The 24,748-nt window shown below is 27.7% G+C and carries 24 protein-coding genes; 20 read left to right on the forward strand and 4 right to left on the reverse strand.

Translation table 11 applies throughout. The features are described from left to right. Nucleotides 1-1,306 precede the first annotated feature (1,306 nt). Nucleotides 1,307-2,002: a phosphatase PAP2 family protein gene (locus BM020_RS05800; RefSeq protein ID WP_067145255.1), complete on the reverse strand. Its 696-nt coding sequence runs from the start codon at nt 2,000-2,002 to the stop codon at nt 1,307-1,309. 307 nt (nt 2,003-2,309) lie between these two features. Between BM020_RS05800 and BM020_RS05805 the strand changes: the two genes are divergently transcribed. Both BM020_RS05805 and mtnP read left to right on the forward strand, forming a co-directional pair. Further along, nucleotides 2,310-3,758 (forward strand): RtcB family protein, encoded by a 1,449-nt coding sequence (locus tag BM020_RS05805; protein WP_074798564.1) that lies wholly within the window; start codon nt 2,310-2,312, stop codon nt 3,756-3,758. A 58-nt stretch (nt 3,759-3,816) separates the two neighbouring features. Further along, entirely contained in the window at nt 3,817-4,590 is a 774-nt protein-coding gene (mtnP, locus tag BM020_RS05810) for an S-methyl-5'-thioadenosine phosphorylase (protein WP_067145259.1), read from the forward strand. Nucleotides 4,591-4,790: 200 nt separating this feature from the next. On the opposite strand, the gene BM020_RS05815 is transcribed toward mtnP, so the two are convergent. Beyond that, nucleotides 4,791-5,780 (reverse strand): Ada metal-binding domain-containing protein, encoded by a 990-nt coding sequence (locus tag BM020_RS05815; RefSeq protein ID WP_067145261.1) that lies wholly within the window; start codon nt 5,778-5,780, stop codon nt 4,791-4,793. 781 nt (nt 5,781-6,561) lie between these two features. Between BM020_RS05815 and BM020_RS05820 the strand changes: the two genes are divergently transcribed. Together BM020_RS05820 and BM020_RS05825 are read left to right on the forward strand one after the other, a co-directional pair. Beyond that, entirely contained in the window at nt 6,562-6,822 is a 261-nt protein-coding gene (locus tag BM020_RS05820; protein WP_074798565.1) for a hypothetical protein, read from the forward strand. Further along, nucleotides 6,776-7,285, forward strand: coding sequence for a hypothetical protein (locus tag BM020_RS05825; protein ID WP_159428550.1), 510 nt, complete (start codon nt 6,776-6,778; stop codon nt 7,283-7,285). Before BM020_RS05820 ends, BM020_RS05825 begins: the two co-directional genes overlap by 47 nt. Before the next feature lie 78 nt (nt 7,286-7,363). Here BM020_RS05825 and BM020_RS05830 read toward each other — a convergent pair whose 3' ends face one another. Continuing rightward, nucleotides 7,364-7,558, reverse strand: coding sequence for a helix-turn-helix transcriptional regulator (locus BM020_RS05830; RefSeq protein WP_074798569.1), 195 nt, complete (start codon nt 7,556-7,558; stop codon nt 7,364-7,366). A gap of 242 nt (nt 7,559-7,800) precedes the next feature. On the opposite strand from BM020_RS05830, the gene BM020_RS09440 reads away from it, so the two are divergent. From BM020_RS09440 to mtrA, 15 genes are all read left to right on the forward strand, one after another. Next, the gene (locus BM020_RS09440) at nt 7,801-8,181 is read left to right on the forward strand and encodes a hypothetical protein (protein ID WP_143743963.1); all 381 of its coding nucleotides are present in this window, start codon (nt 7,801-7,803) and stop codon (nt 8,179-8,181) included. A 26-nt stretch (nt 8,182-8,207) separates the two neighbouring features. Next, on the forward strand, nt 8,208-8,507 hold the full coding sequence (locus BM020_RS05840; protein WP_067145268.1) for a DNA-binding protein: 300 nt from the start codon (nt 8,208-8,210) through the stop codon (nt 8,505-8,507). A gap of 370 nt (nt 8,508-8,877) precedes the next feature. Further along, entirely contained in the window at nt 8,878-10,023 is a 1,146-nt protein-coding gene (locus BM020_RS05845) for a tocopherol cyclase family protein (protein ID WP_067145270.1), read from the forward strand. A gap of 181 nt (nt 10,024-10,204) precedes the next feature. Continuing rightward, on the forward strand, nt 10,205-10,894 hold the full coding sequence (locus BM020_RS05850) for a diacylglycerol/polyprenol kinase family protein (RefSeq protein ID WP_067145272.1): 690 nt from the start codon (nt 10,205-10,207) through the stop codon (nt 10,892-10,894). A 763-nt stretch (nt 10,895-11,657) separates the two neighbouring features. After that, complete coding sequence (locus tag BM020_RS05855) at nt 11,658-13,871, forward strand: CDC48 family AAA ATPase (RefSeq protein ID WP_067145274.1); 2,214 nt, start codon at nt 11,658-11,660, stop codon at nt 13,869-13,871. A 505-nt stretch (nt 13,872-14,376) separates the two neighbouring features. Further along, nucleotides 14,377-15,210 carry a methanogenesis marker 8 protein gene (locus tag BM020_RS05860; RefSeq protein ID WP_067145276.1) on the forward strand — a complete coding sequence of 278 codons (834 nt, stop codon included), beginning with the start codon at nt 14,377-14,379 and terminating at the stop codon, nt 15,208-15,210. Nucleotides 15,211-15,539: 329 nt separating this feature from the next. Further along, nucleotides 15,540-16,826, forward strand: coding sequence for an ATP-binding protein (locus BM020_RS05865; RefSeq protein ID WP_067145278.1), 1,287 nt, complete (start codon nt 15,540-15,542; stop codon nt 16,824-16,826). 229 nt (nt 16,827-17,055) lie between these two features. Continuing rightward, nucleotides 17,056-17,454: a winged helix-turn-helix domain-containing protein gene (locus BM020_RS05870; protein ID WP_067145280.1), complete on the forward strand. Its 399-nt coding sequence runs from the start codon at nt 17,056-17,058 to the stop codon at nt 17,452-17,454. A gap of 12 nt (nt 17,455-17,466) precedes the next feature. Further along, complete coding sequence (locus tag BM020_RS05875; RefSeq protein WP_074798570.1) at nt 17,467-17,733, forward strand: DUF3467 domain-containing protein; 267 nt, start codon at nt 17,467-17,469, stop codon at nt 17,731-17,733. 23 nt (nt 17,734-17,756) lie between these two features. Then, complete coding sequence (locus tag BM020_RS05880; protein WP_067145282.1) at nt 17,757-18,080, forward strand: hypothetical protein; 324 nt, start codon at nt 17,757-17,759, stop codon at nt 18,078-18,080. Nucleotides 18,081-18,734: 654 nt separating this feature from the next. Further along, nucleotides 18,735-19,376 carry a 7-cyano-7-deazaguanine synthase QueC gene (gene queC / locus BM020_RS05885; RefSeq protein WP_067145284.1) on the forward strand — a complete coding sequence of 214 codons (642 nt, stop codon included), beginning with the start codon at nt 18,735-18,737 and terminating at the stop codon, nt 19,374-19,376. Nucleotides 19,377-19,487: 111 nt separating this feature from the next. Next, entirely contained in the window at nt 19,488-19,847 is a 360-nt protein-coding gene (locus tag BM020_RS05890; protein ID WP_067145286.1) for a 6-pyruvoyl trahydropterin synthase family protein, read from the forward strand. Nucleotides 19,848-19,969: 122 nt separating this feature from the next. Further along, nucleotides 19,970-20,578, forward strand: coding sequence for a 7-carboxy-7-deazaguanine synthase QueE (locus BM020_RS05895; RefSeq protein WP_067145288.1), 609 nt, complete (start codon nt 19,970-19,972; stop codon nt 20,576-20,578). A gap of 142 nt (nt 20,579-20,720) precedes the next feature. Next, entirely contained in the window at nt 20,721-21,143 is a 423-nt protein-coding gene (locus BM020_RS05900; protein ID WP_067145290.1) for a universal stress protein, read from the forward strand. Between the two features lie 473 nt (nt 21,144-21,616). Continuing rightward, complete coding sequence (gene mtrA / locus BM020_RS05905; protein WP_067145292.1) at nt 21,617-22,201, forward strand: tetrahydromethanopterin S-methyltransferase subunit A; 585 nt, start codon at nt 21,617-21,619, stop codon at nt 22,199-22,201. Nucleotides 22,202-22,519: 318 nt separating this feature from the next. Here the strand turns inward: mtrA and BM020_RS05910 are convergent, their stop codons facing one another. After that, on the reverse strand, nt 22,520-22,972 hold the full coding sequence (locus BM020_RS05910) for a MarR family transcriptional regulator (protein WP_067145293.1): 453 nt from the start codon (nt 22,970-22,972) through the stop codon (nt 22,520-22,522). 448 nt (nt 22,973-23,420) lie between these two features. Between BM020_RS05910 and BM020_RS05915 the strand changes: the two genes are divergently transcribed. Beyond that, nucleotides 23,421-24,518 (forward strand): cation diffusion facilitator family transporter, encoded by a 1,098-nt coding sequence (locus BM020_RS05915; protein ID WP_067145295.1) that lies wholly within the window; start codon nt 23,421-23,423, stop codon nt 24,516-24,518. Nucleotides 24,519-24,748: the final 230 nt, after the last annotated feature.

The raw sequence follows: 24,748 nt of genomic DNA on the forward strand, positions 1-24,748 counted from the left end.
GCTTGTATTCTCTTGTGCTGAGACAGCCGAAATAGATAAAAAAATTAAAAATAAAAACACTATAACAATTTTATTCAAATCATTTATCATTTTCATTTACCTCCGTTATTTTTTATTATTTTATTTAAATAAATGAAATTAAAAAGATAAATATGTACAAGTAATTAATAATAATTCTATACATCCACCTATAAATAATTAACGACACTGAATATAAAAAAATTTATATGATTAAAATTAAACTAATATCTATATAATGCTATGATAATAGCTTAGTATTAATATAAAATATTTATAATTATTACTTATTTATAAAAAAACTTTTTTTCTAAATCATTTTTCTTTAATGATCTTTGCTAAAAATGTGATATCTTTTCTTTTTATGAAAAAAACTTTTTCTAGTCCAAATTATGTCTTTAAAATATTTCATTTTTTTTATTAGGCTTTTGTTGAGATTCTATTTTATTTCTATTTTTATATTAAATTTTGCTTTTCTTCTTAAATTCCTTTCCAGAGTCTCTTTTATTATTTTTTCTATACTATTAATATAGCAATGCCTTTTCCAAAATTAAAAAATCACCTTAGATTTAATTGTAATTAATGATTAAAATAAGATTTGAGAATTGATATTTTCGGATAAATAATAATTTTTATTCCTTTTTTTAATAAATACGATTTATTGTCTATTATTTTTTTAATTTTAAACTAATATTTAAAGTATAACTAAGTTTAAATCATTTTTAAAGCTTTATATTTTAACTTGATATAGCTTAATTTTTTTAGCCGATATCTAATTTCAATTTAAAAAGGATTTCAACATAGTGCTATTAAAATGATAGCTTATAGTTTAAAATAATCTATCTTTCATTAAGGTTTAAATAATTCTTTAAATAACTTGAATCATTAATTTATCATAAATTTATAAAGTAAATTATTGCAAATTTATATAATAAAAAAATATGTATTATAAAAAAGTATAAAAAAGAGAATAATTTAGGTAAACTTTTTTTAAAATCCCATTCTAATAGCTAAAAATGTTGAAATACACTCCCCATAAATAATTATAAACACCTTCTAAAAATAGTGTAAAAAGGAAAAAATAGTAAGAATTTAAAATATTTCTTTAAACCACCTTTAGATAGAAATACTTAAAAATGAATAAAAATTATTTCGTTGAATTTAAGATGAGGTATTGATTTAAAATAAATGATTAATGGGAATTCTTTCTTAATGATATGGGGGTATTGGATAAATGAAATTAATGGAAATCCTTTCTTAACGTTATGGGGGTATTGGATAAATGAAATTAATGGGAATTCTTTCTTAACGCTAGATAGGAAACTATTGAAATCAATATTAAACCTAAAATTAAGCAAATAGCTAAATAAATACTTATTTTAAAATTCATAACATTCAGCAATATGTACATTTGTATAAAAGTTAATAAATACCCGCAAATAGATCCAGCTAATACTTGATTAGGGGAATGTTTACTTAAGACAACTCTACTCCACATAACTAAAGGAGCAATCAAGCCCATTAAAAATCCTAATGGATTAAAGAATATTAAAGCAGTAGCTGGACCAGTTACTCCCATAGCATGTACGCTTATTTTCCATTTTAGATTTATGAAAAAAACTATTAAAGTGTTAGTTCCATAACAAAACATTAAAGCAGTAGTTAATGGATTTGCATTTAAAAACCATAGGACAATGGCACCAGTTAAATAAATGATTACTGCAATTATAAAAGGAAAATGTCTGGAATGCCTATCTGTATAATCTCTATCGATTTCTTTATATTTGCTCCAAGATACAACAAAGAGAATTGGAAATATAGTGCCAAAAATCAATGATATAGATTCAATCAATAAGAGATTGCTATAATCAAGGGATAGATTGAATATTAAAAAAACGAATATTGCTAAAATTGGAGCTTCACAAAGGTAGGATACAGATTTAGCTATTTTATCATTAAAATCATCTGAATAGTGATTGTTCATATAATATCTCCTATTGCTGCAAAAGAGAATTTTCACCTTAGCTAGACATTTGCCTTAAGCTTTAAATTAAAGAATCAGCTAGAAAATTTCTATTGGCTGTTTTTCTATCGATAGTAATGTTTAATATTTCTATTATCTTATATTAATTTTAGCTTATAAATTTGTATAAATCCCTGTTTAATGTTTTTGTTAGTTCCTGTTTTAACAATTAATTTTAAATGTATAATAAAACATAACTATAATATCATATTGAAACTTATAATTTTTATAAAAATCTAAATTATTATTTTAACCTATAGTGATAGTTATGTCAATTAAAGAAAGTCTTGAAAAAGTTAGAGATAATGTATGGGAACTACCAAGTGATTATAAGAAGGAAATGAGGGTTCCTGGAAGATTGTATCTTGATGATGAATCTATTAAAGATATTGAAGAAGGGGCTCTTGAACAAGTGGCTAATGTAGCTTGTATGCCAGGTATTCAAGGTGCATCAATAGCTATGCCAGATATTCATTTTGGATATGGATTTAGTATTGGTGGTGTGGGAGCTTTTAATTATAATAATGGTGTTGTAAGTCCTGGAGGAGTTGGTTTTGATATTAACTGTGGAGTTAGAATGCTTAGAACCAACTTAAGTGAGGATGAAATCAAACCTAAACTTAAGGAACTTACTGAAGTTTTATTTAAAAATATTCCATCAGGTGTAGGAAGTAAAGGCCAAATAAGGCTTAAGGACAATGAAATTAATGAAGTTTTAGACTATGGTGCTTGGTGGGCTGTTGAACGTGGATTCGGTTGGGAAGAAGACCTTAAATTCCTAGAAGAAAATGGTAGGATGAAGGAAGCTGAATCTGCTATTGTTAGTGACAAGGCTAAAAAAAGAGGAATTCCCCAATTAGGTTCATTAGGTTCTGGAAACCACTTCTTAGAAGTTCAAAAAATTGATGAAATTTATGATGAAAATGTAGCTAAGGCATTTGGCCTTGAAGCGGGATCAATAGCTATTATGATTCATAGTGGTTCAAGGGGATGCGGACACCAGATCTGTTCTGATTATTTGAGGAAAATGGATAAGGCCTATAGGAATTATAAGATTAACCTTCCAGATAGGCAATTAGCCTGTGCACCTATTGACTCTAAGGAAGCACAAAGCTACTTAAAATCTATGGCTGCCGGAGCTAATTATGCATGGGCAAACCGTCAAATGATGTCTCATTGGATCAGACAATCCTTTGAGGAGGTATTCTCCCGTGATGCTGAAGATATGGGAATGACTACAATCTATGATGTTGCACACAATATTGCTAAAAAAGAGGTTCATAAAGTTAAAGGCTCTCATATGGAGGTTCTTGTTCACAGAAAAGGGGCTACTCGTGCATTTGGCCCTGGAAGACGTGAAATTCCTAAGGAATATAGTTCTGTAGGACAACCAGTTTTAATTCCTGGAACTATGGGATCAGCTTCTTATATTTTGCATGGTACTGACCTTGCTATGGAGGAAACCTTTGGTTCAACTGCTCATGGTGCAGGAAGGGTTTTATCTAGAACCGCTGCTAAAAAGCAATTTACTGCAGAGCAAATAGAAAAAGATTTAAATGCAAAAGGAATTCATGTAAAAGCGAATTCTGCTCCTGTTTTAGCTGAGGAAGCACCTGATGCATATAAGAATGTGGATTCTGTTGTTAAAACCTCTCACGATGCAGGTATTGCTAAATTAGTAGCAAAAGTTCTTCCTTTAGCAGTTACAAAAGGCTAATGTTTTCATTTAAATTATCATTAATTCTTTGTTTTTTTATTTTTATTGAGGTTGTTCTATGATTGGAATTATTGGTGGTAGTGGAGTTGAAGAGATAAGTGGCTTAGCAGAGGCATCTGAAAAAAGAATTGTTGATACTGAATATGGCTCTGTTGAAGTTTCTCTTTTAACAATCGGGGATAAGACAGTTGCCTTTTTACCAAGGCACTCTTTAGGCCATAGCTGTCCTCCCCATAAAATCAATTTTAAAGCAAACATTATGGCATTAAAGCAAATAGGGGTTAATCAGATTATAGCTACAAATGCAGTAGGCTCTCTAGATAGGGATATTGGCCCTGGATCTATTCTTATTCCAGATGACTTTTTGGATTTCACTGTAAATAGGGATAGAACTTTCTATGATGATAGAGTTATTCACATTGATATGACTGAACCTTTCTGTAATAGGTTAAGGGGAGCTATTTTAGCTAATTCTAATTCTGCTAATAAAGATTTGGTTGATGGAGGGACAATTGTTTGTACAGAAGGCCCTAGATTTGAAACCCCTGCTGAGATTAAAATGTTTAGGATCATTGGAGGAACAGTTGTTGGTATGACTACCCTACCTGAAGCAGTTCTTGCAAGGGAGAAAGAGATGTGCTATGCATCTATAGCAATTGTTTCTAATTATTCCACTTCAATTTCTAAAGAAAAATTAGGAGCTGAAGAAATCTATGAGATTATGGAAGTTAAAAAAGAGGAATTGATTAAATTAATGTATAATATAATTAAAGATTTGCCAGATGAGTATGATTGTGATTGCCATCATGCTTTAGGTGATGCAGAGATGTGATTTTTTATTCTATTTCTTTCTGATTCTTTTAACTCTTGTATATTCTTTTTAATTCTTTTAGCTTATATTGTCATTTATTTTTAAATAATTTAAGGAAATAGGGGGTTTAATCTCTATTTTTCTATTTTTTTAAAGAAATAGGGGGATTAATCTCTATTTCTCTATTTTTACACATGTTTATCAGGCTCTTTATTTCTTAATTAGGGATTACATACTCCACAAGGTGATTTTCCATCGGCTATTGCTGATTCTCTTGATTTATAGGTAATTAAATTTTTATCTTTTATTTTTTGAGCCCATTCACAGCTTGGCTTGTGGAATGAATCTGTTTTTTTGCTGGCATAGTAAAGGGTTCTATCTTCACTTTCATCATTTGAATCTGTGAGCTTTGTACTTTCATCTGAACTTTTAACTTCTGTGTTATCATTTGAACTGCTAGCTATTTGGCTTGTATCTTGGAGGTTTGTTGTGCTATTTATAGTAGTGGCAAAAAATGATAAACAAAGTGCAGTTATTGCTATAATTGCTACGATTCCAATAACTAATATTTTTTTATCCATACTTTCATTTTCCTTTTTTGAATCTTTAGAACTTCCAATTGCTTCTGTTTTATCGGATTTAAGTTCATTATTTTGAGAATATACTGGATTATGATTGATGTTTGTAATATTGACTGTTTTTGTATTGTTATACGTTTTATTATCGTTGTAAATGTTGTGGGATTTGGAATGCTGTTCAATAATGGTTTCATTATTGCTTGATGCATATTTCGGTTGTTTGTACTTTGGAATTTCAAAATCTGGATTTATATATTTTTTATAGAAATTAGTGCTTATTTTATATAGATTTTCATGGTTATGGTAGGCATCAGCCATTTCATTTTTAATTTTTTTATCATTGTGAACTTCTGCATTACGCTTTTTACGTATTCTATCATAATATTTAAGCTCATTCTTAGTTAATATTCCTTTTTTATTTAGGTCTCTTGTTCTTGTTTCTTGTGTTTCTTCACATAAGTTGTTTAATTTTTCGAATTTACAAATCTCTTTAGAGATTTTTTCTCCCATTTTTCCACATATGTGGATTGCACTCATTCCATCTCCCTCTATGATGCGCTGCTCCATTTTTCCACATTCTTCGCACCAATCGGGATATTCATCCTTTAAAAAAATAAAACAATGATCTTCCATAGAATTCTACCTCTAATCCTCATGTAAATTAATTTCATTGACCCTTTATAATTTTTTTAAGTTATTATGATTTTCATTGATTCTTTATAATTTTTTTTAAGTTATTATGATTTCATTGAGCTTTTAAGTTTTTTTAATTTTCCTATCTATTTATAATTATATTATATTTTTATAATTAATTAAATTTATTATAATTTTAGTATTTAATTATATTTTTCTTGCAATGCTGTTATAATTTTATAACAATTCTCTTATTTTATGAATTTTTTTAAGTTTAATTGGTGTCTGCTAAAATTATATTTTTTAATTTTTTTTGCAAATAAATGCATTTTAGGGCTTTTTAAAATAATTTTTATAGTTTTTAGAGACACTCTAATATTTTACTAAATGAAAAGCTTTATATCTAAGCAAGTTTATATCTTTGTTAGCATATCAACCACATAATCTAAAATTTTCAAACTATATCTTAAGCATTAAATTATAGATTTAACGAAGGGGTATAAATCTATAAGATTATGTTGTTGGCTAACACCAATAACTTACCATCAGAACTTTCCATCATTCCAATCACCTCTGTATTTCGGTTCTAAATCATCAAGGATTCTTTGTAATTTGTGCTGCTGGTCATCATTTCTCTCATGGTAATTTATTGGCTAATGGGCTTGGCGGGATTTAATTATTTAATAAGTTTAAAAGGGGGGCTTATTTTATAATTTGGGGGGGAATGCTCTTATTTAATGTGTTTTGTAGTTGAACTTTTTACCTTGAGGGGGGCTTTTTAATGAATGATTTCGCTTTAGTACAATTGATTTGGATAAAGAGGCTAGTAAATGAAACAAGTAGGATTAATACTTTAATCGAATGTAAAAAATTATCTCAAAATGATTTAAATAGATATAAATCTCTTATTTCTTCTATTGATGATTTTTCTGCATTTGTTATTAATTCTCAAAATTGGGGAGATAATAAAAGTATTTCTAAAATAGTTGATGAAGTTGAAATGGTTTTATTCCAGCATTTATATGCAAATGGATGCTTTTGAAGATGAAGAAGTTCATCTGGATTTGTCTGGAGATGATGAGGTCAATCTTAGGTTCAATAGTCCTTTTATTGAAGATAAATCCTTTGCTGTAATTGATGAGGGTGGTTTTAAATCTAATGATGATTCTAGACCTTTTAGCATGCCAGTATTGGAAGGGGATATTCTTCCAGATTCTGATAGATTGGATTTTATAGGGGGGAATATTGATTATTCTAGTTTAAGTGAGGATAATCAAAATAATTCAATTGATTCTATATTCGATATGGATGTGGATGAATCTTGTGAAATGTCTTTAGAAGAGTTCATAAGCTTAATTAGTGAAAGTCCAGAGAGTTTTTCATTTGCATTAAATCCTGAAGCATGTGGGGATGTTTTCAGTGAAGATTATAAAGTATCGTTAGAAGAATTTATTGCTAATGTCATTTATAGTTCTTCTAAAGATAAATCAGACTTTGATTTATGATTTGGATGATGATTAGTTTAATATTTTAATTATCTTCTAAATTCTTATTTTCTACTTTTATTTTAATCTCAGTTTTATTCATATTTCACTAATGAATATGTCTTCTATTTTAACATCAAACTTATGGGCTATTTTAAAAGCTAATTCAAGTGATGGATTATACTTGTTATTTTCAATAGCTACTATAGTTTGCCTACTAACTTCCAATTCATCTGCCAATTCTTTTTGAGTAATATTTTCAATAGCTCTATAGATTCTTAAATTGTTTTTCATAATCTCTCTCCTTCATCCATATATAATTTATAATTCATGTCAAGTTATATTTACTTATTGATTAATAGTATATACTTCATGTTAAATATTATTTACTATTCTTATGTATTTATATAGTATTATGAATATATATTCAAAATGTAATTGTGCTAAGTTTTAATAAATTATTTAAAAGTTTGGGATTTGAATTTTTTAATTTAATGTTTCTAAATAATTTAGAAAAAATATAAGGTTTTGTTAATATGGAAAAGGTTTTAACTTTAAAATATAGTTGTAAAGACTGTGGGTTTCAATGGAATAATCCCAAAAAAGAATACACTGCCTGTCCAGACTGTGAATCTGAAAATATTGAAATAATTAAAGGTAGCTTGAACGGTAATTTTGATGATAAGAATAAATCAATAGAACCATCAAAGCTTCAAATACCTAATGTCGGAGAAACTCCAGATTTTCCTTTAAGTGAAAGAAGGTCTTTCGGAGGGCCTGGAGGCGGTAGAGGACCATCAAAAGCATGTGAATGTCCTAAATGCGGTTATACCGCACCAAAAATTAGGGGATTTCCATGTATAAATATGAAATGTCCTGAATGTGGAACACCACTATGTGGATTTAAACATAAATGATTTAAAAAATATAAGGTTTTGTTAATATGGAAAAGGTTTTAACTTTAAAATATAGCTGTAAAGACTGTGGCTTCACCTGGATTACATTAAATGGTGAACATAGCCTCTGTCCAAAATGTCATAGTGAAAATATTGAATTTTTAGAGGAAGTAAAAGATTTAGATATTGATGCAATACTTGCTCATAATAAAAGAAGTGGGGGATGTTGTGGCTCTGCACGTGGAAAAGGCCCTTTAACTTGTGGTAAACCTATGCCTGACCATGCTAATCCAAATATGCCTCACCACAGACATGATAAGAAAACATGCTGCGGTTATAATGAATAATTAATGTTCATTGCCTCAAATTTTTATAATCTCTCCTTTTTTTTATTTTTTTTAATTTCATGGAATATTCTCATTTCATGAAATTTTTTTCTTTTTATTCTACTTTTTTTTTTTATCTGATTCCTATTTCTTCATGAAATTTTTTTTCTTTTTATTCTACTTTTTTTTTTTTATCTGATTCCTATTTCAAATCAATTCTCCTATTTATCCCATATTTAAACAATAAATTATTTATTATAAAGCTAATATAAATTAAGTTATGAGATATATTAGTTAACTGTTAATCATTTGAATTATTAAAATAGCTTAATAATTAAATTATATAGTTTGCTTAAATTATTTATATTATTTCTTTTTTGGAGGATTTTTAATGAATAAAAGTGATTTGAAAAGAGACCATTATATGTTGAAAGGTCCCCTTGCTAAGCAAGGCTATGACTGGTGGTGGCATTCTTTAACTGCATATAACAAGGAAACTGGTGAACCAAGGCCATTCTTTATAGAATACTTTGTATGTAACCCTGACCTTGCTGAAGATGAACCTACTTTAGGCCAAGACCCTAAAAACATTGAAGAAGGTAAAAAGCCTTCTTACTGTATGCTAAAGGTGGGGGCATGGGGAAAGGATCCTAAACAGATTCATAATTTCTATTCTATGAAGGACTTTGAATGTGCTAGTGATAAATTAGATTTAAAAGTTGGGGAATATAGCTTAACTGAAACTCATATGACTGGATATTGCAAAGTTACAGAAGAAGAAGCTCGTGAACATCCAGAGTATATGTGTGATGCAGGAGAAATGAAATGGGATTTGGATATTGACAAACAAATCGCTTTTAATGTAGGTTATGGTGCCAATAGCTTCTTTAGAAAATTAAATGCATTTGAAATGTTTTGGCATGCTGAAGGAATCAAAACTCAATATAAAGGCACTATCGAAATGGATGGTGTTGAATATGAAGTTATCCCTGAAAAATCATTTGGCTATGCCGATAAAAATTGGGGAGGGGATTTTACAAGCCCTTGGCTATGGATTTCCTCATCTAATTTAAGAAGTTTAATCACAGGCAAGAAACTTAATAACTCTGCCTTTGAAGCAGGTGGTGGAAAACCTAAAGCATTTGGCATTTCCCTTCCTCGCAAATTGTTAATTGGTTTCTATTATGAAGGGAAGATGTATGAATACAACTTTGCAAGGTTCTGGAATAATGTTCATGTGGACTTTGGCTTTAAGGAAGGTGAAGAGCTAAACGAATGGTTTATCAACTGTAGTAATTGGAATAGTAAACTTGAATTAAAATTATATTGTAAACGTGATGAAATGTTACTTTTCAATTATGAAGCACCTACTGGCAAAAAATTACACACCCGCCTTTGGAATGGTGGAAATGGCTATGGTGAAATTAAGTTAATGAAAAAGGATGGAACCTTGATTGACCATATAAAAATAGAAAATGCAGGTTGTGAATACGGAGAATATGATGATGATAGAACTCATAATGTTATAGATAAATAGATTTAAATCTATAGATTGAATTTTTCCTATCTTATCATTTATTCTTATGTTTTAATTTTAAGGGCAGATTCTGTGTTTTTTTATCTTATCATTTATTTTATGTTTTGATTTTTAAGCTTAGATGCTGTGTTTTTTTATCTTATCATTTATTTTATGTTTTGATTTTAAAGAGTAGATTATTATGTTATGGACTGATATAATTACATTAATTATTGTTTATCTTTATGTTGTTATCATATTCTTATTGGCAGAGAAAGTCTTAAAGACTAAAGCTGAAGTATCTCGTAAGTTTGTTCATATTATGATTGGTAATATGATATTTGCTATGCCATTTTTCTCAGATTCTTCAATTGCATTCTGGTTTATTACATTGCCTGTAACAATTGCATTGTTTTTCTTAACTGATTATTCGCCAGTAACTATTCACAATAGTATAACTGAATCTGGTCATGCTTTAGGATTATTCTTTTATGCAGGAATATGGTCAATTTTACTTTTAATATTCCCAATATTGATTGACTCTAATTTACTTTGGATTGTAGCAATGGCTATCGTTCCTTTGGTATATGGTGATGGCTTTGCAGCTCTTGTTGGTGGAAAATGGGGTACCCTTAAATACCATATATTTGGTGGAGAGAAAACTCTTATAGGTTCTCTTGCAATGTTTGTAGTAACTGCAGTTCTTTCTGTATTTGTATGGGTTATTTATAGTGCTGTAGGTTACAATATTCCAGAACTTAACGTTTGGTATATCTTGATTATTTCTGCTATAGCAACTGTTGCTGAAGCTATTAGTTATGGGGGAATTGATAATCTCACAGTTCCTTCTGTAACTGCAATTCTATATTATTTAGTTGCAAATTTCTTATAAAAGTCAAGCTTTTAGCCTTCGGCTAAAACCTTGACCAAAAATCTTAACGCACTTTGTAGTGTCTTTTTTATTTTTTACTTTTCTTAATTAAGTAACTTTAGTTTATTTTTATTTTAAATTAATTGTTTAATTTTTAAGGAATTATTTTCATTTATTTGATTATTATTTAAATTTTAAATGATATTTTTGCTATTTTATCCTATTTTATATTTTTGTTTTTATTTTAAACAATTTTAAATTAAAATAACTTTTGGTTAATAAAATAGAAAACTTTATATACTATGAAGTTCAACTATTATTTAGTTACAAAAACTAACTAAAAGATTTACATTAATAATTATTGATAAATTTTTAACAAATTCTTTTAATTTTTTATTTGGTTGTCTAAATTAAATTAATTTAGTTTAAACAATTGATTAAATGAATTATTTGAATTTTACTGGAATTGATTCTTTTAATTATTTATTGATGATTAAATTGTATTTATTTGGTTGTTTAAATAAATTGATGGTCTTTAAATCTTTAGTTTAATTTTAATGTATTGTTGAAATTTTTAATTTCAATTTGTTGTATTGGGCCGGTCTATTAATTTGGACTATTGGTTAAATTCAAACATTGATTGAATAATTTTAAAATTAATTCTAAGTTTAATTGATATTTCTGTGCTATCAATGATTATTAATAATCTTTTATTAGTGTAACTGAATCACATTTATATTTATTGGAATATTATTTATTAAAAAACAAAAAGGAGTTGAAGATTATGGCTGATGTAGAAATTAAAACCAAAGTTGCAGAAACATTATCTCAAAAAGATGTTGGTAAGAATATTGCTAAATTAGATATGGAATCTATGTTTAAACTTGGCCTTAAAGATGGAGATTTAATAGAAATTATCGGATCTAAAAATACTGCAGCTATCGCAATTGCCTCTCAATCTGATATGGAAACAATTGTTAGGATAGATGGTACTACTCGTAAAAATTCAGGTGCTTCAATAGGTGAAGAAGTCACTATTAAAAGAGCAGAAGCAAAAGAAGCTAAAAAGATTGTTCTCGCTCCTATTGATGCAAGAATTAGAATTGGCGGAGATTTGAATAGGGCATTTAGAAACCAGATAATGGTTCAAGGTGACTTAATAAATACTGGAATTAAAACTCCTCAAAGAAGAAGCTCTATGGGTGGAGGATTTTTCGATGATATCTTTGACGATATGATGAATGTTCCAGGTATTGGTGCAATGAGCCAAATCAAATTAGCAGTTGTTAGTACAAATCCTGGAGGAGTTGTTAAAGTTGGACCAAACACTAAAGTAGAAATCAATGAAGAGCCAGTTGATGTTTCTAAATTAGACGGTGTTTCTAATCTTGTAGATATTAGTTACGATGATATTGGAGGCTTAAAAGAGGAGGTTAAAAAGGTAAGAGAGATGATTGAAATTCCTCTTAAAAAGCCGGAATTATTTGATAAATTAGGTATTGCTCCTCCAAAGGGAGTTTTAATGCATGGACCTCCAGGTACTGGTAAGACATTACTTGCAAAGGCTGTAGCAAATGAAAGTGATGCTCACTTTATTGTAATTAATGGTCCTGAAATCATGAGTAAATATGTCGGTGGCTCTGAAGAGAACTTAAGAGAATTCTTTGAAGAAGCAGAAGAAAATGCACCATCCATTATATTTATTGATGAGTTGGATGCTATTGCACCTAAACGTGAAGAAACTCAAGGTGAAGTGGAAAGAAGAACTGTTGCACAACTTTTAACCTTGATGGATGGACTTAATTCAAGAGGTCAAGTGGTTGTTATCGGTGCAACAAATAGGCCAGATTCCCTTGATGGTGCACTTAGAAGACCTGGTAGGTTTGATCGTGAAATCGAAATTGGTGTACCTGATAAAGAGGAACGTAAAGAAATCATGGAAATCCATACAAGAGGAATGCCTCTTGATGAAGATGTTGATTTAGATGATTTGGCGGATACCACTCATGGTTTTGTAGGTGCAGACCTTGAAGCATTAGCTAAAGAAGCAGCTATGAGAGTTGTAAGAAGAATCATTCCGGACTTAGGTGCTGATGATGAGATTCCACCTGAAGTTTTAGAAAAACTTGTAGTAACTAAAGATGACTTTAAATCTGCACTTAGAGAAATTCAACCATCTGCTTTAAGAGAAGTTCTTGTACAAGTTCCAAACGTTGTTTGGGATGATGTTGGTGGATTGGATGAAGCTAAACAAGAATTGAAAGAAGCTGTAGAATGGCCTCTTAAATATCCAGATAAATTTAAAGAATTTGGTGTAAGGCCACCAAAAGGTACTTTATTATATGGTATTCCAGGTACTGGTAAAACCATGCTTGCAAAGGCTGTAGCAAATGAAAGTGAAGCTAACTTCATTGCAATTAAAGGACCAGAACTCTTATCTAAATGGGTTGGTGAGTCTGAGAAAGGTGTAAGAGAAGTCTTTAGAAAAGCAAGACAAACTGCTCCTACTGTAATATTCTTCGATGAAATTGATTCTATTGCAAGTTCAAGAGGAGCAGAATCTGGTGATTCTGGAGTAACTAAACGTGTTGTAAATCAATTATTAACTGAAATCGATGGTCTTGAAGAGTTAGAGGATGTTGCAATTATTGCAGCTACAAACAGGCCGGATATTATTGATCCAGGTCTTATGAGGCCAGGTAGATTTGATAGACATATTAAAGTTGACACTCCTAATGAAGAGGCAAGACTTGCAATATTTAAAGTTCACACTAAGGATATGCCTCTTGCCAAAGATGTAAAACTTAAAAAATTAGCTAAAAATACCGAAGGATATGTTGGAGCAGATATTGAAGCAGTTTGCCGTGAGGCTGCAATGTTATCTTTAAGGGATAATATAGAAGCTAGCGAAGTTTCAGCAAAATTCTTCGATGAAGCTATGGAAAAAGTGAAGCCAAAAAGTGTAAGTGATGAAGAAGAGTTAATCCAATATTACTAATTGGACTAATTCCTTCATTACTTTTTCCTCCTATGATTAATGTTTTCTAAATTATTAAATCACAAATTATACCAATAACCCATAAAAATACACTATAAAACAAATCATATTTAATATATCATATAATATAAAAACACTAAAAACACCTATAATATGTGTAAATGAAATAGGTTTAATAATGAATTAAAGAATAGATTTTTTATGCCTTTTAATCTATCTTTAATTCATTATCTTGTGTTTTTTATTCTCTTTTATTTATTTATTTTTAATTCATTTTTCTGTGTTTTTTTATTCTTTTTTTATTTATTTTTAATTCGTTTTTCTGTGTTTTTTATTCTTTTTTTACTAAATTTTTTATTAAACTTCTAATTATTTTTATCATTTTTTATTTCAAAAATCTATTTATTTAAAAAATAATAAATTAATTATTAAGTTGAATTATTAATCTAAAAATTTTTAATAGATATTTGATTGTCTGATTAATTAATAAAATTGTGGGATTATTATGGATAAACATGTGATTGAAGCTTTAGGTAGAGCTAAAATAACAATTCAAGATGGAAAAGTTGTTGATATAGGGGAACCTATGATTGAATACTGCCCTTTATTTCATAAACATAGGGGAATTGAGAAATTAACAGAAGATGAAATTAGAAATAATATTCAATTTAGAATAGATGACTTTGGAATGTGTAAATCTAATCGCCAATTGAGATTAAAGGACTTTTTGTCATTTGGCATTTCTGAAATATTATCTACCTTGCTTGCTGATGAGATTATAGATTGTGCTGTAATGGTTTGTGAAGGTTGTGGAACTGTAATCGTCTCAGAAAGCGATTTAGCTCAAGGAGTAGGTGGAAGAGTTTCAGGGCTTGTTGAAACTAGTCCAATTCCAGAACTTATCAGTGAATTTTCACCAAATCATATTGTGGATGGAGAAACTGCAATAATTGATCAGGTTGAAGGATTTAAATTAGCTGTTGAAAATGGATATAAAAATATTGCAGTAACGATTGCATTTCCAGAGGATGGGATTATTATTAGGCAGCTAGAAAAAGAGTATGAAGATCTAAATGCTTATTTATTTGCAGTTCATACAACTGGCCTTTCTAGGGAAGAATCAGAGCTTATATTTGATTTAAGTGATGTAGTTACTGCATGTGCTAATAAACACTTAAGGGATATTGCTTATGAGGAAGAAATATTCTCTGTAGGTAGTTCTATTCCTATTTATGCTGGAAGTGAAAAAGGTGAAGAATTTATTAAACTAAGATTGGACAAAATAGGAGGTCCTAAAAAGAAAACAGGAAACTCTAAACATCCCTATCCTTTAATTTAATTTATTTTATTTATTTAAATCATTTTTCATTTTAGATTTTTAATGCTGCTTTTAGAGAAGTGTCCATTTATAAGCTAATTAAAATTATTAAAGAATTGATTAATTAAATGAATGTTTTTTAAATAAATATTCAAATAATTAATTGAAAAGCATAAAATTTATCTTGTGAAAAATATAAAATAAAATTGGTGAAAAGTATAAAATAAATACGATGAAAAGTATAAAATAAATACGATGAAAAGTATAAAATAAAATAGGTGAAAAGTATAAAATAAATATGATGAAAAGTATAAAATAAAACAGGTGAAAAATATAAAAAAGTGATTATGATGAAAAAATATTTGCCAAGATATACTGACCAGGAACTTAAAGAATCTCTAGAATATATGGGTGCTGTACTGATAACTGGTCCGAAGTGGTGCGGTAAGACTACAACAGCCAAACAACAATGTAGAAGTCTAAAAGAATTACAACATCCTATTCATGGAAAATCTTACTTAAAACTTGCAGACACTAATCCGATAGAACTCTTAAAAGGTGAAAAACCAATCTTAATTGATGAATGGCAAATGGCACCAGAACTATGGGATACTGTAAGATATTTGGTAGATGAATCAGATGAAGATGGACTATATGTCTTAACTGGCTCAACAATAGTAGATGAGAGTAAAATCATGCACTCAGGAGCAGGTAGGATAAAAAGAATTCTAATGCGTCCAATGAGCTTATATGAAAGTGGAGAATCCACAGGGGCAATATCATTAATTGACTTATTTGACAATGAGGATTTAAACATTGATGGTATAACATCAAATTTAACAATAACTGATTTAATATTTGCTACTTGCAGAGGTGGCTGGCCAGAATCATTAAGCAAAAAAACTAAAAAACAGCAATTGGCAATTGTATCTGATTATATAGACATAATATGCAATAGCGATATCTCAGAACTTGATGGTGTTAAACGCAGCCCTCAAAGAGTAAAGGCTATCTTAAAATCTTACGCTAGAAATATATCAACATTAGCAACTAAAAAAACACTCATGAAAGATATAAAGGCAGAATACAACGATATTTCCCTACCAACATATAATTCATATATCAATGCTCTTGAAAGATTATATCTTATTCAAAACATTCCTGCATGGTCACCTAACATCAGATCTGCAAATACCATTAGGAAATCCTACAAAAAGGAATTCATTGATCCATCAATAGCAGTGGCAAGTCTTAATCTAACACCTGAAAAACTATTAAAAGACTTTGAAACATTTGGATTTATATTTGAAAACCTATGTATACGTGACTTATTAGTTTACTCAAGTTCAGTTAATGGGGAAGTATTATATTATAATGATGATAGTGGCCTTGAAGCAGATTGCATCATTTATCTAAGTGATGGAAGATATGCATTAATAGAATTTAAATTAGGTAAGAGAGAAATTGATAAAGGAGCAGAAAATTTACTTAAATTAAAAGAATTAATTAAAAAAAGTGTAAAAAACAAAAAAATTGATTTAGAAGAACCAAGTTTTCTAGCTGTAATTACAGGTGGTGAAATGGCATACACTAGAGCTGATGGAGTGAAAGTCATCCCAATAGGATGCTTGCGATAAATGTTTTTTGGATTAGAATGCAGTATGCCCAATTATTAATAGTAATCTTCTCATTGTTTTTGATATTATCAATTGAATTTTGTGATTGCAACTATTTATTATAGTTTCATGTTCAACTAATTTTTAGAAGTAAATTACAATTTTTTAAGTAATAAATGTAAAAATATTTATATAATCAATACTAAATTATTAATTACCCTTTAGTATGATAAGTATGTGAGATGGGCAAATGTTATTAAATGAATTATTTGGAGAAAATGCAAGGATAAAAATATTGGAAGAGCTTTTAACATATGTTGATTCATTTTTAACTGCTGAAGAAATATCTAGGATGGCTGATGTTTCATCAAAAACAGTTTATATTCATATGAATCAATTAGAAGAAATTGGCATTTTAGAAGTTGAAAAAAAAGGTGCTAAAAGGTTTAAATTAAATTCTAATGATGAAAGAGTTTTGGCATTAGGATTAATAGAAGCTAATGAATTTTTAAGAAGATCAAATAAATATGAGTTATCCTTCGAGAGTAGTGAACTTAATCCTGTAGCTATTAAACAATATTCAAATTATGATGAAATTGAAGCATTGTCTGATGAAGTTCCTACTTTAGAGTTTTCAATTACATTTTAAGGGGATGTTATTATGAATGAAGAAAAAAAAGAATTGAATTTGTTTATTCCAGAAGATTTGGCAGAATATTATATTACTGGAGGAGCAATCGCTTCATCTCCCTTTGATATAAGATTAATTTTATTTAAAGATGAAATTGAAAAAAACAATGATATTTTAAATGGTCATAATGTAGGGATGATAAGAACTGCAAAAACAGAAATCATCATATCTCCTGTTGTTGCAAAGCAATTAAGGGATTTGCTTGATAAAGAATTACAGAAATATGAGGATGATTAATTTTTGATTATTTTGGAGGCATTATGATAAATATTGATGATGATCCAAAAGAGATAATCAAGGAATTATGTGAAACTGAAAAAAACATTTTATTTATTTTAGGTAAAATGAGAATTTCAGTTAAAAAGAATTTCAATGAGCATTCTCTAAAAAAGAGATTAAGCAATGATGATTTAAAGGAATATAATAAAGCATTTTCTAATTTGTGTACTAGTGGAATAATAGTTATGTATAGACCTGGAAATTTTGGAGTTTCTAAGCAAGGTCGAAGAATAACGGATGAAATTGTTGAGCAAAAAAGACAGAAGATATATTCTGATTTGAGGATTTTAATACTTCAAGTTTAATTTTGTTTAAGATATTAAAATTATTGAGGTTTTTTATGGTTGTTGTATAGGTAAAGCAAAAAATCTTCTTATGAAAAAATTTTATAAACTTAATCTGCATATAGCACTTCAGAAATATTATAGAATTTACGAATTTCATTTCTGTGATTTTCTAGAATCAATAATTTTAAATATTTCTTTTAACAAAATATAATTTAGGTCTTTGATATATGAATTTAATTTATCCTTCATTATTATTATTATTAATCATATATGTATAAGTATTTTATTTAAATCTATCAAAGACCTACTTTTTATATAGCTAAAAATACAGTTGTATTTTTAGAAATAAAACTATTTTTTAGGTGAATGAATAAAAATAGGGAATATTTAAAGGAATTTACCTATTAAAAAATTCAGACTCCTAATGATTTTTTAATCGTTATTTTATTCTTTTTTGATTATTTTAGTTAATAACTGTTGAATATTAGTTAAGTTTATATAATTTTTAAAACATATTTTTTTTTAATGAGAAGACTTAATTATAACTTTTTTTTAAGTATTTTTCTTTTTAATTTTTTTAAAATTATTTATTTTTATTAATTTTTTATATAAAAATTAAGTATTTTATCAATTTATCAATTTATCAATTTACTTAGATTATGGTGTAATTATATGGATTCAAAAAAGGAAGTAGTTCTTATATTATCTGGGGGATTAGACTCATCTACTTTATTATATAAATTATTAGATGAAGGCAAGGATGTAACTGCTCTTAGTTTCAACTATGGTCAAAAAGCAAGTATAGAGATTGAAAGGGCATCTGAAATATGCAAAATGAATGATGTGAATCATTTTGTATTTGATATACAGAATATTGTAGACTTGCTTAGCAGCAGTTTAACAGATAAAGATAATGATAATGTTCAAGAGCCAATCAACACAGTAGTTCCAAGCAGAAATACAATATTGCTTGAACTTGCAACTGCCTTTGCAATTAGCAATGAAAAGCAAGAGGTTTATTATGGTGCAATTAAAGCGGATATTGGAGATTATCCAGATACCACTCCTGAATTTTTAAAACAGATAAATGAATTAAATAAAGTTAATAATTATGAATACATTCCTATTTGCGCTCCTTTTATTAATACAGATAAAAAAGATGTTGTAAAAGAAGCTTTAAAATTGGGAGTGCCAATAGAAAAAACTTGGAGTTGTTATGTAAACAATGATGGAACTCCATGTGGTGAATGTTTTAGTTGCAGATCAAGAATAAAAGCTATTGAAGAAGCTAAAAAAGAATTAGGTATGGATTAATCAAATTAATTTATTAAATAGTTTAATTAAATAAAATTTAATTAATCCATTAAATAATTAAATTAAAAAAACTAAATCTGATTAAATTATTATAAATTATGGAGGAATAATATGTTAAGATTAGTATCAGAACATAGGATATATGGCTGTCATAAATTAAAAGATCAAGGTGGAAAATGTACTCAATGGCATGGACACCAATATAAAGTTATTTTAACACTTCAGGCACCTTATAAAGATTTAGATTACAGAAATATGATTATGGACACTTATGACATTGAAGCGATCTTCAATGAATTCATTGGTGTGGATCATTTAAATTTAAATGAATTTATGGATTCTGAAAATCCTACTATGGAAGAAATGAGCAAATTCTTCTATGACGGATTAAAAGATAAGATTGAATGTTTAGTAAGTGTCGGAGTTTATGAAACTCCAGAAACTGGCGTAACTTATACTCCAATGGAATAGTTATAAAGTTTTAGGGTTAATATTTATTTTAGTATGGATTAGTTTTCTTTATTATTTATTGCAAATTAATATTTTTTAAATTAGGTGATTAAAATTTGCAAATTAATATTTTTTTAAAGTAGGTGATTAAAATTAAAGTTAGTGAAATCTTCACATCATTTCAAGGAGAAGGGCCTTATGTAGGAACTCCTGCTACTTTTTTAAGATTGTACGGCTGTAATTTAAACTGTGAGTGGTGTGATACTGATGTTTCTACTTATGAAATATTATCTGTTGGGGATGTTTGTGAAATTCTAATAAGTCAAATGGAATTTAACAATATCAAAACATTAATCATAACTGGTGGAGAACCTACTTTACAAATGGATGAAATTAAAGGCTTAATTAAAGAACTTCCAAAGGATATCAAAATTCAATTAGAAACTAATGGTTCTATTTTTGATTATATTACTGAAATAGAATATGTAATTAGCCCAAAAGAAAACAAAGAAAAAGTATTTGAAAATTATTATAAATATGAAAATACATTCTTTAAATTTGTTATTAGCTCTCAAAAGGATATAAATGAAGTAATCTCATTAAAAAATAAATATAATTATAATAAAACAATTTGGCTACAGCCTGAATTTAGTCAAGATATTGAAATTACTAATTTGCTTAGGGAGAATTTCCCTCGCCTAGAGAATGTAAAACTATCTGTTCAAACTCATAAGTATTTAAACCAACGGTGAGTTTATATTACTATGGATTATATATAACTTATCTCAGTTACCTTAAAAATGTACTTATATTATTAAAATAAATATATTAATAAATATTAATAATTTGTTATTTTAAATTGAGCTTTGTATTTTAAAATTTAAGTGTGGAACTATGTATAAAAAAATTTTATTACCAACTGATGGATCCGAATACTCTGTACGTGAAATTGAAAGAGCTACTAAGCTATTGGCAGAAGATGGTGAAATTATTATTCTTTCTGTTGCAATGGAATTAAGAAAAACGGCCTTTCAAAGAAGCAAGGACATTGATAAAGCTAATAAAGAAGCTCTTAAAGAAGCTAATGATAATGTTAAAGCAATGAAAGAAGGTTTTGATGATAGTGTTAATGTAAAAACTAAAGTTGTTGTAGGCTTCCCTGCAGAATCAATTAATGAAGTTGCAGAAGAAGAAGGCTGTGATTTAATTATCATTGCTTCCTCTGGTAAAAGTGGACTTAAGAAATTTGTTATTGGTAGTGTTGCAGAGAGAGTACTTAAAGACTCTGAAAAAGATGTTTTATTAATTCATAATTAAATTAATAAATCATTCATTTTTTTTTTAATCTTTGTTATTTGTTGTTGTTTTTTTTTTCAAATGTTTTTATTTTTTTAATCTTTGTTATTTGTTGTTGTTTTTTTTTCAAATGTTTTTATTTTTTTAATCTTTGTTATTTGTTAGTATTTTTTTAACTTTTTATTTCTATTTCTTATCTTTTTTATTTCTATTTCTTATCTTTTTTAGTTATTTTTAGTTATTTTTAGTTATTTTGACTTGTTTTTAGCTATTTTTGATATCACATACTTTTTATACTTAATTAGTTACAAAATATTTAAATATTTATTTAAGTATAATCATTTTGTAGATAGTTTACTATGAGATTAAGATTTTATTAGTTTTTTTTTATTTTTTTTATTTTTTTGTATTAATTAATTTTAGTTTGATTTCATAGTAATTATTTAAAAAGATTTAAAATTGCTAAGATTTAATAAAATTAGAGGAGTGATATTATGGTAGATAAAAAACCTACTGCTGATACTTGGCCTGTTGTTAGTGGAGATTATATTGTAGGAGACCCAGAAAGCCCTATTGCTGTAACTACTTTAGCTTCTCACAATGAAGATATTCCAGCTGCTGCTGGAGCTGCTATTGCGGGGCCTTGTAAAACTGAAAACCTTGGTATTGAAAAAGTTGTAGCAAACATTATTTCAAACCCAAACATCAGATTTTTAGTTCTTTGTGGTGCTGAAGTGCAAGGTCACATTACTGGTCAAAGTTTCCAAGCATTACATGAAAATGGTTGCGACCCTGAGAAGAAGAAAATCACCGGAGCTACTGGTGCTATTCCATTCGTAGATAACCTTCCACTGGATGGTGTAGAAAGGTTCCAACAACAAGTAGAACTTGTTAGTATGATTGATAATGAAGATGGTGGAGCAATCACTGCTAAAGTTAAAGAATGTATAGAAAAAGATCCGGGTGCTTTAGAAGAGGATGCTTTGCTAATTAATTTAGATGAAAAAAGCAGTAAAGAAAGTGCAAAATTGAATGTATCTTCTAGAAATGAAGATGTAGAAATAGATGCCGAAGCATAATTTATTTTTTTATGTATTTTGTGATTGTAAAAAAGTTTAGGCTTAAAAATAAAAATTTATTATTTATTTATAAATAAAATAATTAAAAATAAATTTAAACCTATAAAATTTTACAGTCCCTTTATTTTTTATATTTTTTAGTAGTTTTAACTATCCCTATTTTTTTAGTAGTTTTAACTATCCCTATTTTTTTAGTAGTTTTAACTATCCCTATTTTACATGGTTTTTTCTTTTTTTAGTATTTTTAGCTATCCCTATTTTTTATAACTAATAAAATGATTTAAATGAGGTATTTTGGGAATATATTACTTTTTACTTTTATTTTTTTATAACATTTATAGATTTATTAGAAATGGTATTAACTTGATTTTCCATTTTTTCTTTTTGGTCTCCAGTTAACCCTTCAAAGAGAATTTTATCGAATTCTTCAAATATTTTCATACATTTTTCAAATGTTTTCACTCCTTTTTCTGTTAAATGTAAATTACGGCGAGCATTATTCTCTTTGTCAATGGTTTTATAGACTAATTCCTTTTCTTCCAATTTTTTAAAAGTTTTTGTAATATTTGCTTCTGAAACATTTAATCCATTTGCAATTTTTCTTTGGCTAATTCCATCTTTATAATAAATCCTTGATAAAAACATGGCTTCTGCAGGATTAATGTTTAGATTTTTACTTTTACTTTTAAAAAAATCTTCAAATCCCTTTCTCATATTATACCAAGAATTTAAAAAACTTTTTTCATGATTAAAAACGGAATCTTTTTTCATATTATGCCTCCTACTATTGTATTTATATATTAAGTTTTTAATATATATAAATTTATTGATGAATTTGAATATATACATAATTAAATGGAGATTTCATACTTTAATGTATAATTTTATTCATTTTTAATAATTATTTATTTTAAATAAATTTTATTATATTACAATTTTGTTTACTTATTATTGATATATTCATTGATTATTATTAGATTTTTATATCTTGTTTATTAATTTATTTAGTAATTTTTTATTTTTTTAATTATCATTAACTTAATTAAGCATGAATCGATTTTAAGAATATCTTTAAATATTTGATTTTAGAATATTATGGAGCTTTTATTATTTTAAATTGGAATTATTAAATCAGTAAAGATTTAATGATAAAATATATTTAACTTGTAAATCTAATTATAATTAATTATTTTTTTATTTTATTAATTGGGGTATTTTCATGGATAGGAATAAAATAATAGTAAAAACTAGTGTTATTGGGATAATGGTAAATTTAATTCTTGTTGCATTTAAAGCAACTATTGGAATAATGGTAAATAGTATTGCAATTACATTGGATGCAGTAAATAACTTAACTGATGCTTTATCTTCGATTATTACTATTATTGGAACAAAATTAGCAGGTAAGGCTCCAGATAAAAAACATCCTTATGGTTATGGTAGGATAGAATACTTTTCATCTGTAATAATATCTGTTATTGTTTTATTAGCAGGTATAACTGCTTTAGAGGAATCATTTCCAAAAATATTTAATCCAGTTCTTGCAGATTATAATTTTGTTTCAATTTTCATAATTGCTGTAGCTGTAGTTGTTAAATTCCTTTTAGGAAGATATGTGAAAGATAAAGGAAAAGAGATAAATTCCCAATCATTAGTTGCATCTGGTAGTGATGCATTGTTTGATGCAATTCTATCGTTGTCTACAGTAGTAGCTGCTATTATTAGTTTAATTTGGAACATTAGTTTGGAAGGTATCCTAGGAACTATAATTGCACTTGTTATTATAAAAGCAGCTATTGAAATGTTATCTGAAACATTAAGTAGTATGATTGGTACTCGTGTAGATAGTGAGATAACTGATAGGCTTAAAGAAACTGTTAAATCATTCGATGAAGTTTTAGGAGCTTATGATTTGGTACTGCATAATTATGGTCCAACACAATTGATGGGTTCTGTACATGTTGAACTTAAGGATAATATGACTGCAAGAGACATACACAAGCTAACAAGAAAGATTCAATACCATATAAACAATGAATTTGGGATTGTTTTAACTGTAGGTATATATGCATCTAATACAGATAAGGAATTTGGAAAAATTAAAGAGGATCTTATAGAAATTATTAAAAACTATCCGGAAATATTGGAAATGCATGGTTTTTATGTGGATGATGATATTAATTTGATTACTTTTGATATTATTGTTGATTTTAATGCAAATAGCCATAAAGTAAAAGAGAAGGTTTTAGAGGAAATTAGAAATAAATATCCAAACTATCAATTTGATGCATTATTAGATGCAGATTACAGTAATTAATTTCACTAGGATTTTCATTGTTTTCATTATTTTCTAATTATTCTTTTTTTTAAATGGCTTTAACAATTTATCTAATTCTAATCATTAAAACAATTCCTTAATTATTTTATTTTTTATTTAATTCAATGGGAAATATTATTTGATTCTAGGAGAGGTATTTTAATTTTTTTATAAATAATCTGGATAAATAGCTTAGAAAAGTAGTATTTAAAATAAGAAAAAAATAAATT

Source organism: Methanobrevibacter olleyae, assembly GCF_900114585.1.
In the GTDB taxonomy this organism is placed as follows: domain Archaea; phylum Methanobacteriota; class Methanobacteria; order Methanobacteriales; family Methanobacteriaceae; genus Methanobrevibacter; species Methanobrevibacter olleyae.

What these genes read in the sequence shown, in the direction of transcription:
- BM020_RS05800 (WP_067145255.1), bottom strand. Translation starts at nt 2,002, where the DNA reads ATGAACAATCACTATTCAGATGATTTTAATGATAAAATAGCTAAATCT.
- BM020_RS05805 (WP_074798564.1), top strand. Translation starts at nt 2,310, where the DNA reads ATGTCAATTAAAGAAAGTCTTGAAAAAGTTAGAGATAATGTATGGGAA.
- mtnP (WP_067145259.1), top strand. Translation starts at nt 3,817, where the DNA reads ATGATTGGAATTATTGGTGGTAGTGGAGTTGAAGAGATAAGTGGCTTA.
- BM020_RS05815 (WP_067145261.1), bottom strand. Translation starts at nt 5,780, where the DNA reads ATGGAAGATCATTGTTTTATTTTTTTAAAGGATGAATATCCCGATTGG.
- BM020_RS05820 (WP_074798565.1), top strand. Translation starts at nt 6,562, where the DNA reads ATGAATGATTTCGCTTTAGTACAATTGATTTGGATAAAGAGGCTAGTA.
- BM020_RS05830 (WP_074798569.1), bottom strand. Translation starts at nt 7,558, where the DNA reads ATGAAAAACAATTTAAGAATCTATAGAGCTATTGAAAATATTACTCAA.
- BM020_RS09440 (WP_143743963.1), top strand. Translation starts at nt 7,801, where the DNA reads ATGGAAAAGGTTTTAACTTTAAAATATAGTTGTAAAGACTGTGGGTTT.
- BM020_RS05840 (WP_067145268.1), top strand. Translation starts at nt 8,208, where the DNA reads ATGGAAAAGGTTTTAACTTTAAAATATAGCTGTAAAGACTGTGGCTTC.
- BM020_RS05845 (WP_067145270.1), top strand. Translation starts at nt 8,878, where the DNA reads ATGAATAAAAGTGATTTGAAAAGAGACCATTATATGTTGAAAGGTCCC.
- BM020_RS05850 (WP_067145272.1), top strand. Translation starts at nt 10,205, where the DNA reads ATGTTATGGACTGATATAATTACATTAATTATTGTTTATCTTTATGTT.
- BM020_RS05855 (WP_067145274.1), top strand. Translation starts at nt 11,658, where the DNA reads ATGGCTGATGTAGAAATTAAAACCAAAGTTGCAGAAACATTATCTCAA.
- BM020_RS05860 (WP_067145276.1), top strand. Translation starts at nt 14,377, where the DNA reads ATGGATAAACATGTGATTGAAGCTTTAGGTAGAGCTAAAATAACAATT.
- BM020_RS05865 (WP_067145278.1), top strand. Translation starts at nt 15,540, where the DNA reads ATGAAAAAATATTTGCCAAGATATACTGACCAGGAACTTAAAGAATCT.
- BM020_RS05870 (WP_067145280.1), top strand. Translation starts at nt 17,056, where the DNA reads ATGTTATTAAATGAATTATTTGGAGAAAATGCAAGGATAAAAATATTG.
- BM020_RS05875 (WP_074798570.1), top strand. Translation starts at nt 17,467, where the DNA reads ATGAATGAAGAAAAAAAAGAATTGAATTTGTTTATTCCAGAAGATTTG.
- BM020_RS05880 (WP_067145282.1), top strand. Translation starts at nt 17,757, where the DNA reads ATGATAAATATTGATGATGATCCAAAAGAGATAATCAAGGAATTATGT.
- queC (WP_067145284.1), top strand. Translation starts at nt 18,735, where the DNA reads ATGGATTCAAAAAAGGAAGTAGTTCTTATATTATCTGGGGGATTAGAC.
- BM020_RS05890 (WP_067145286.1), top strand. Translation starts at nt 19,488, where the DNA reads ATGTTAAGATTAGTATCAGAACATAGGATATATGGCTGTCATAAATTA.
- BM020_RS05900 (WP_067145290.1), top strand. Translation starts at nt 20,721, where the DNA reads ATGTATAAAAAAATTTTATTACCAACTGATGGATCCGAATACTCTGTA.
- mtrA (WP_067145292.1), top strand. Translation starts at nt 21,617, where the DNA reads ATGGTAGATAAAAAACCTACTGCTGATACTTGGCCTGTTGTTAGTGGA.
- BM020_RS05910 (WP_067145293.1), bottom strand. Translation starts at nt 22,972, where the DNA reads ATGAAAAAAGATTCCGTTTTTAATCATGAAAAAAGTTTTTTAAATTCT.
- BM020_RS05915 (WP_067145295.1), top strand. Translation starts at nt 23,421, where the DNA reads ATGGATAGGAATAAAATAATAGTAAAAACTAGTGTTATTGGGATAATG.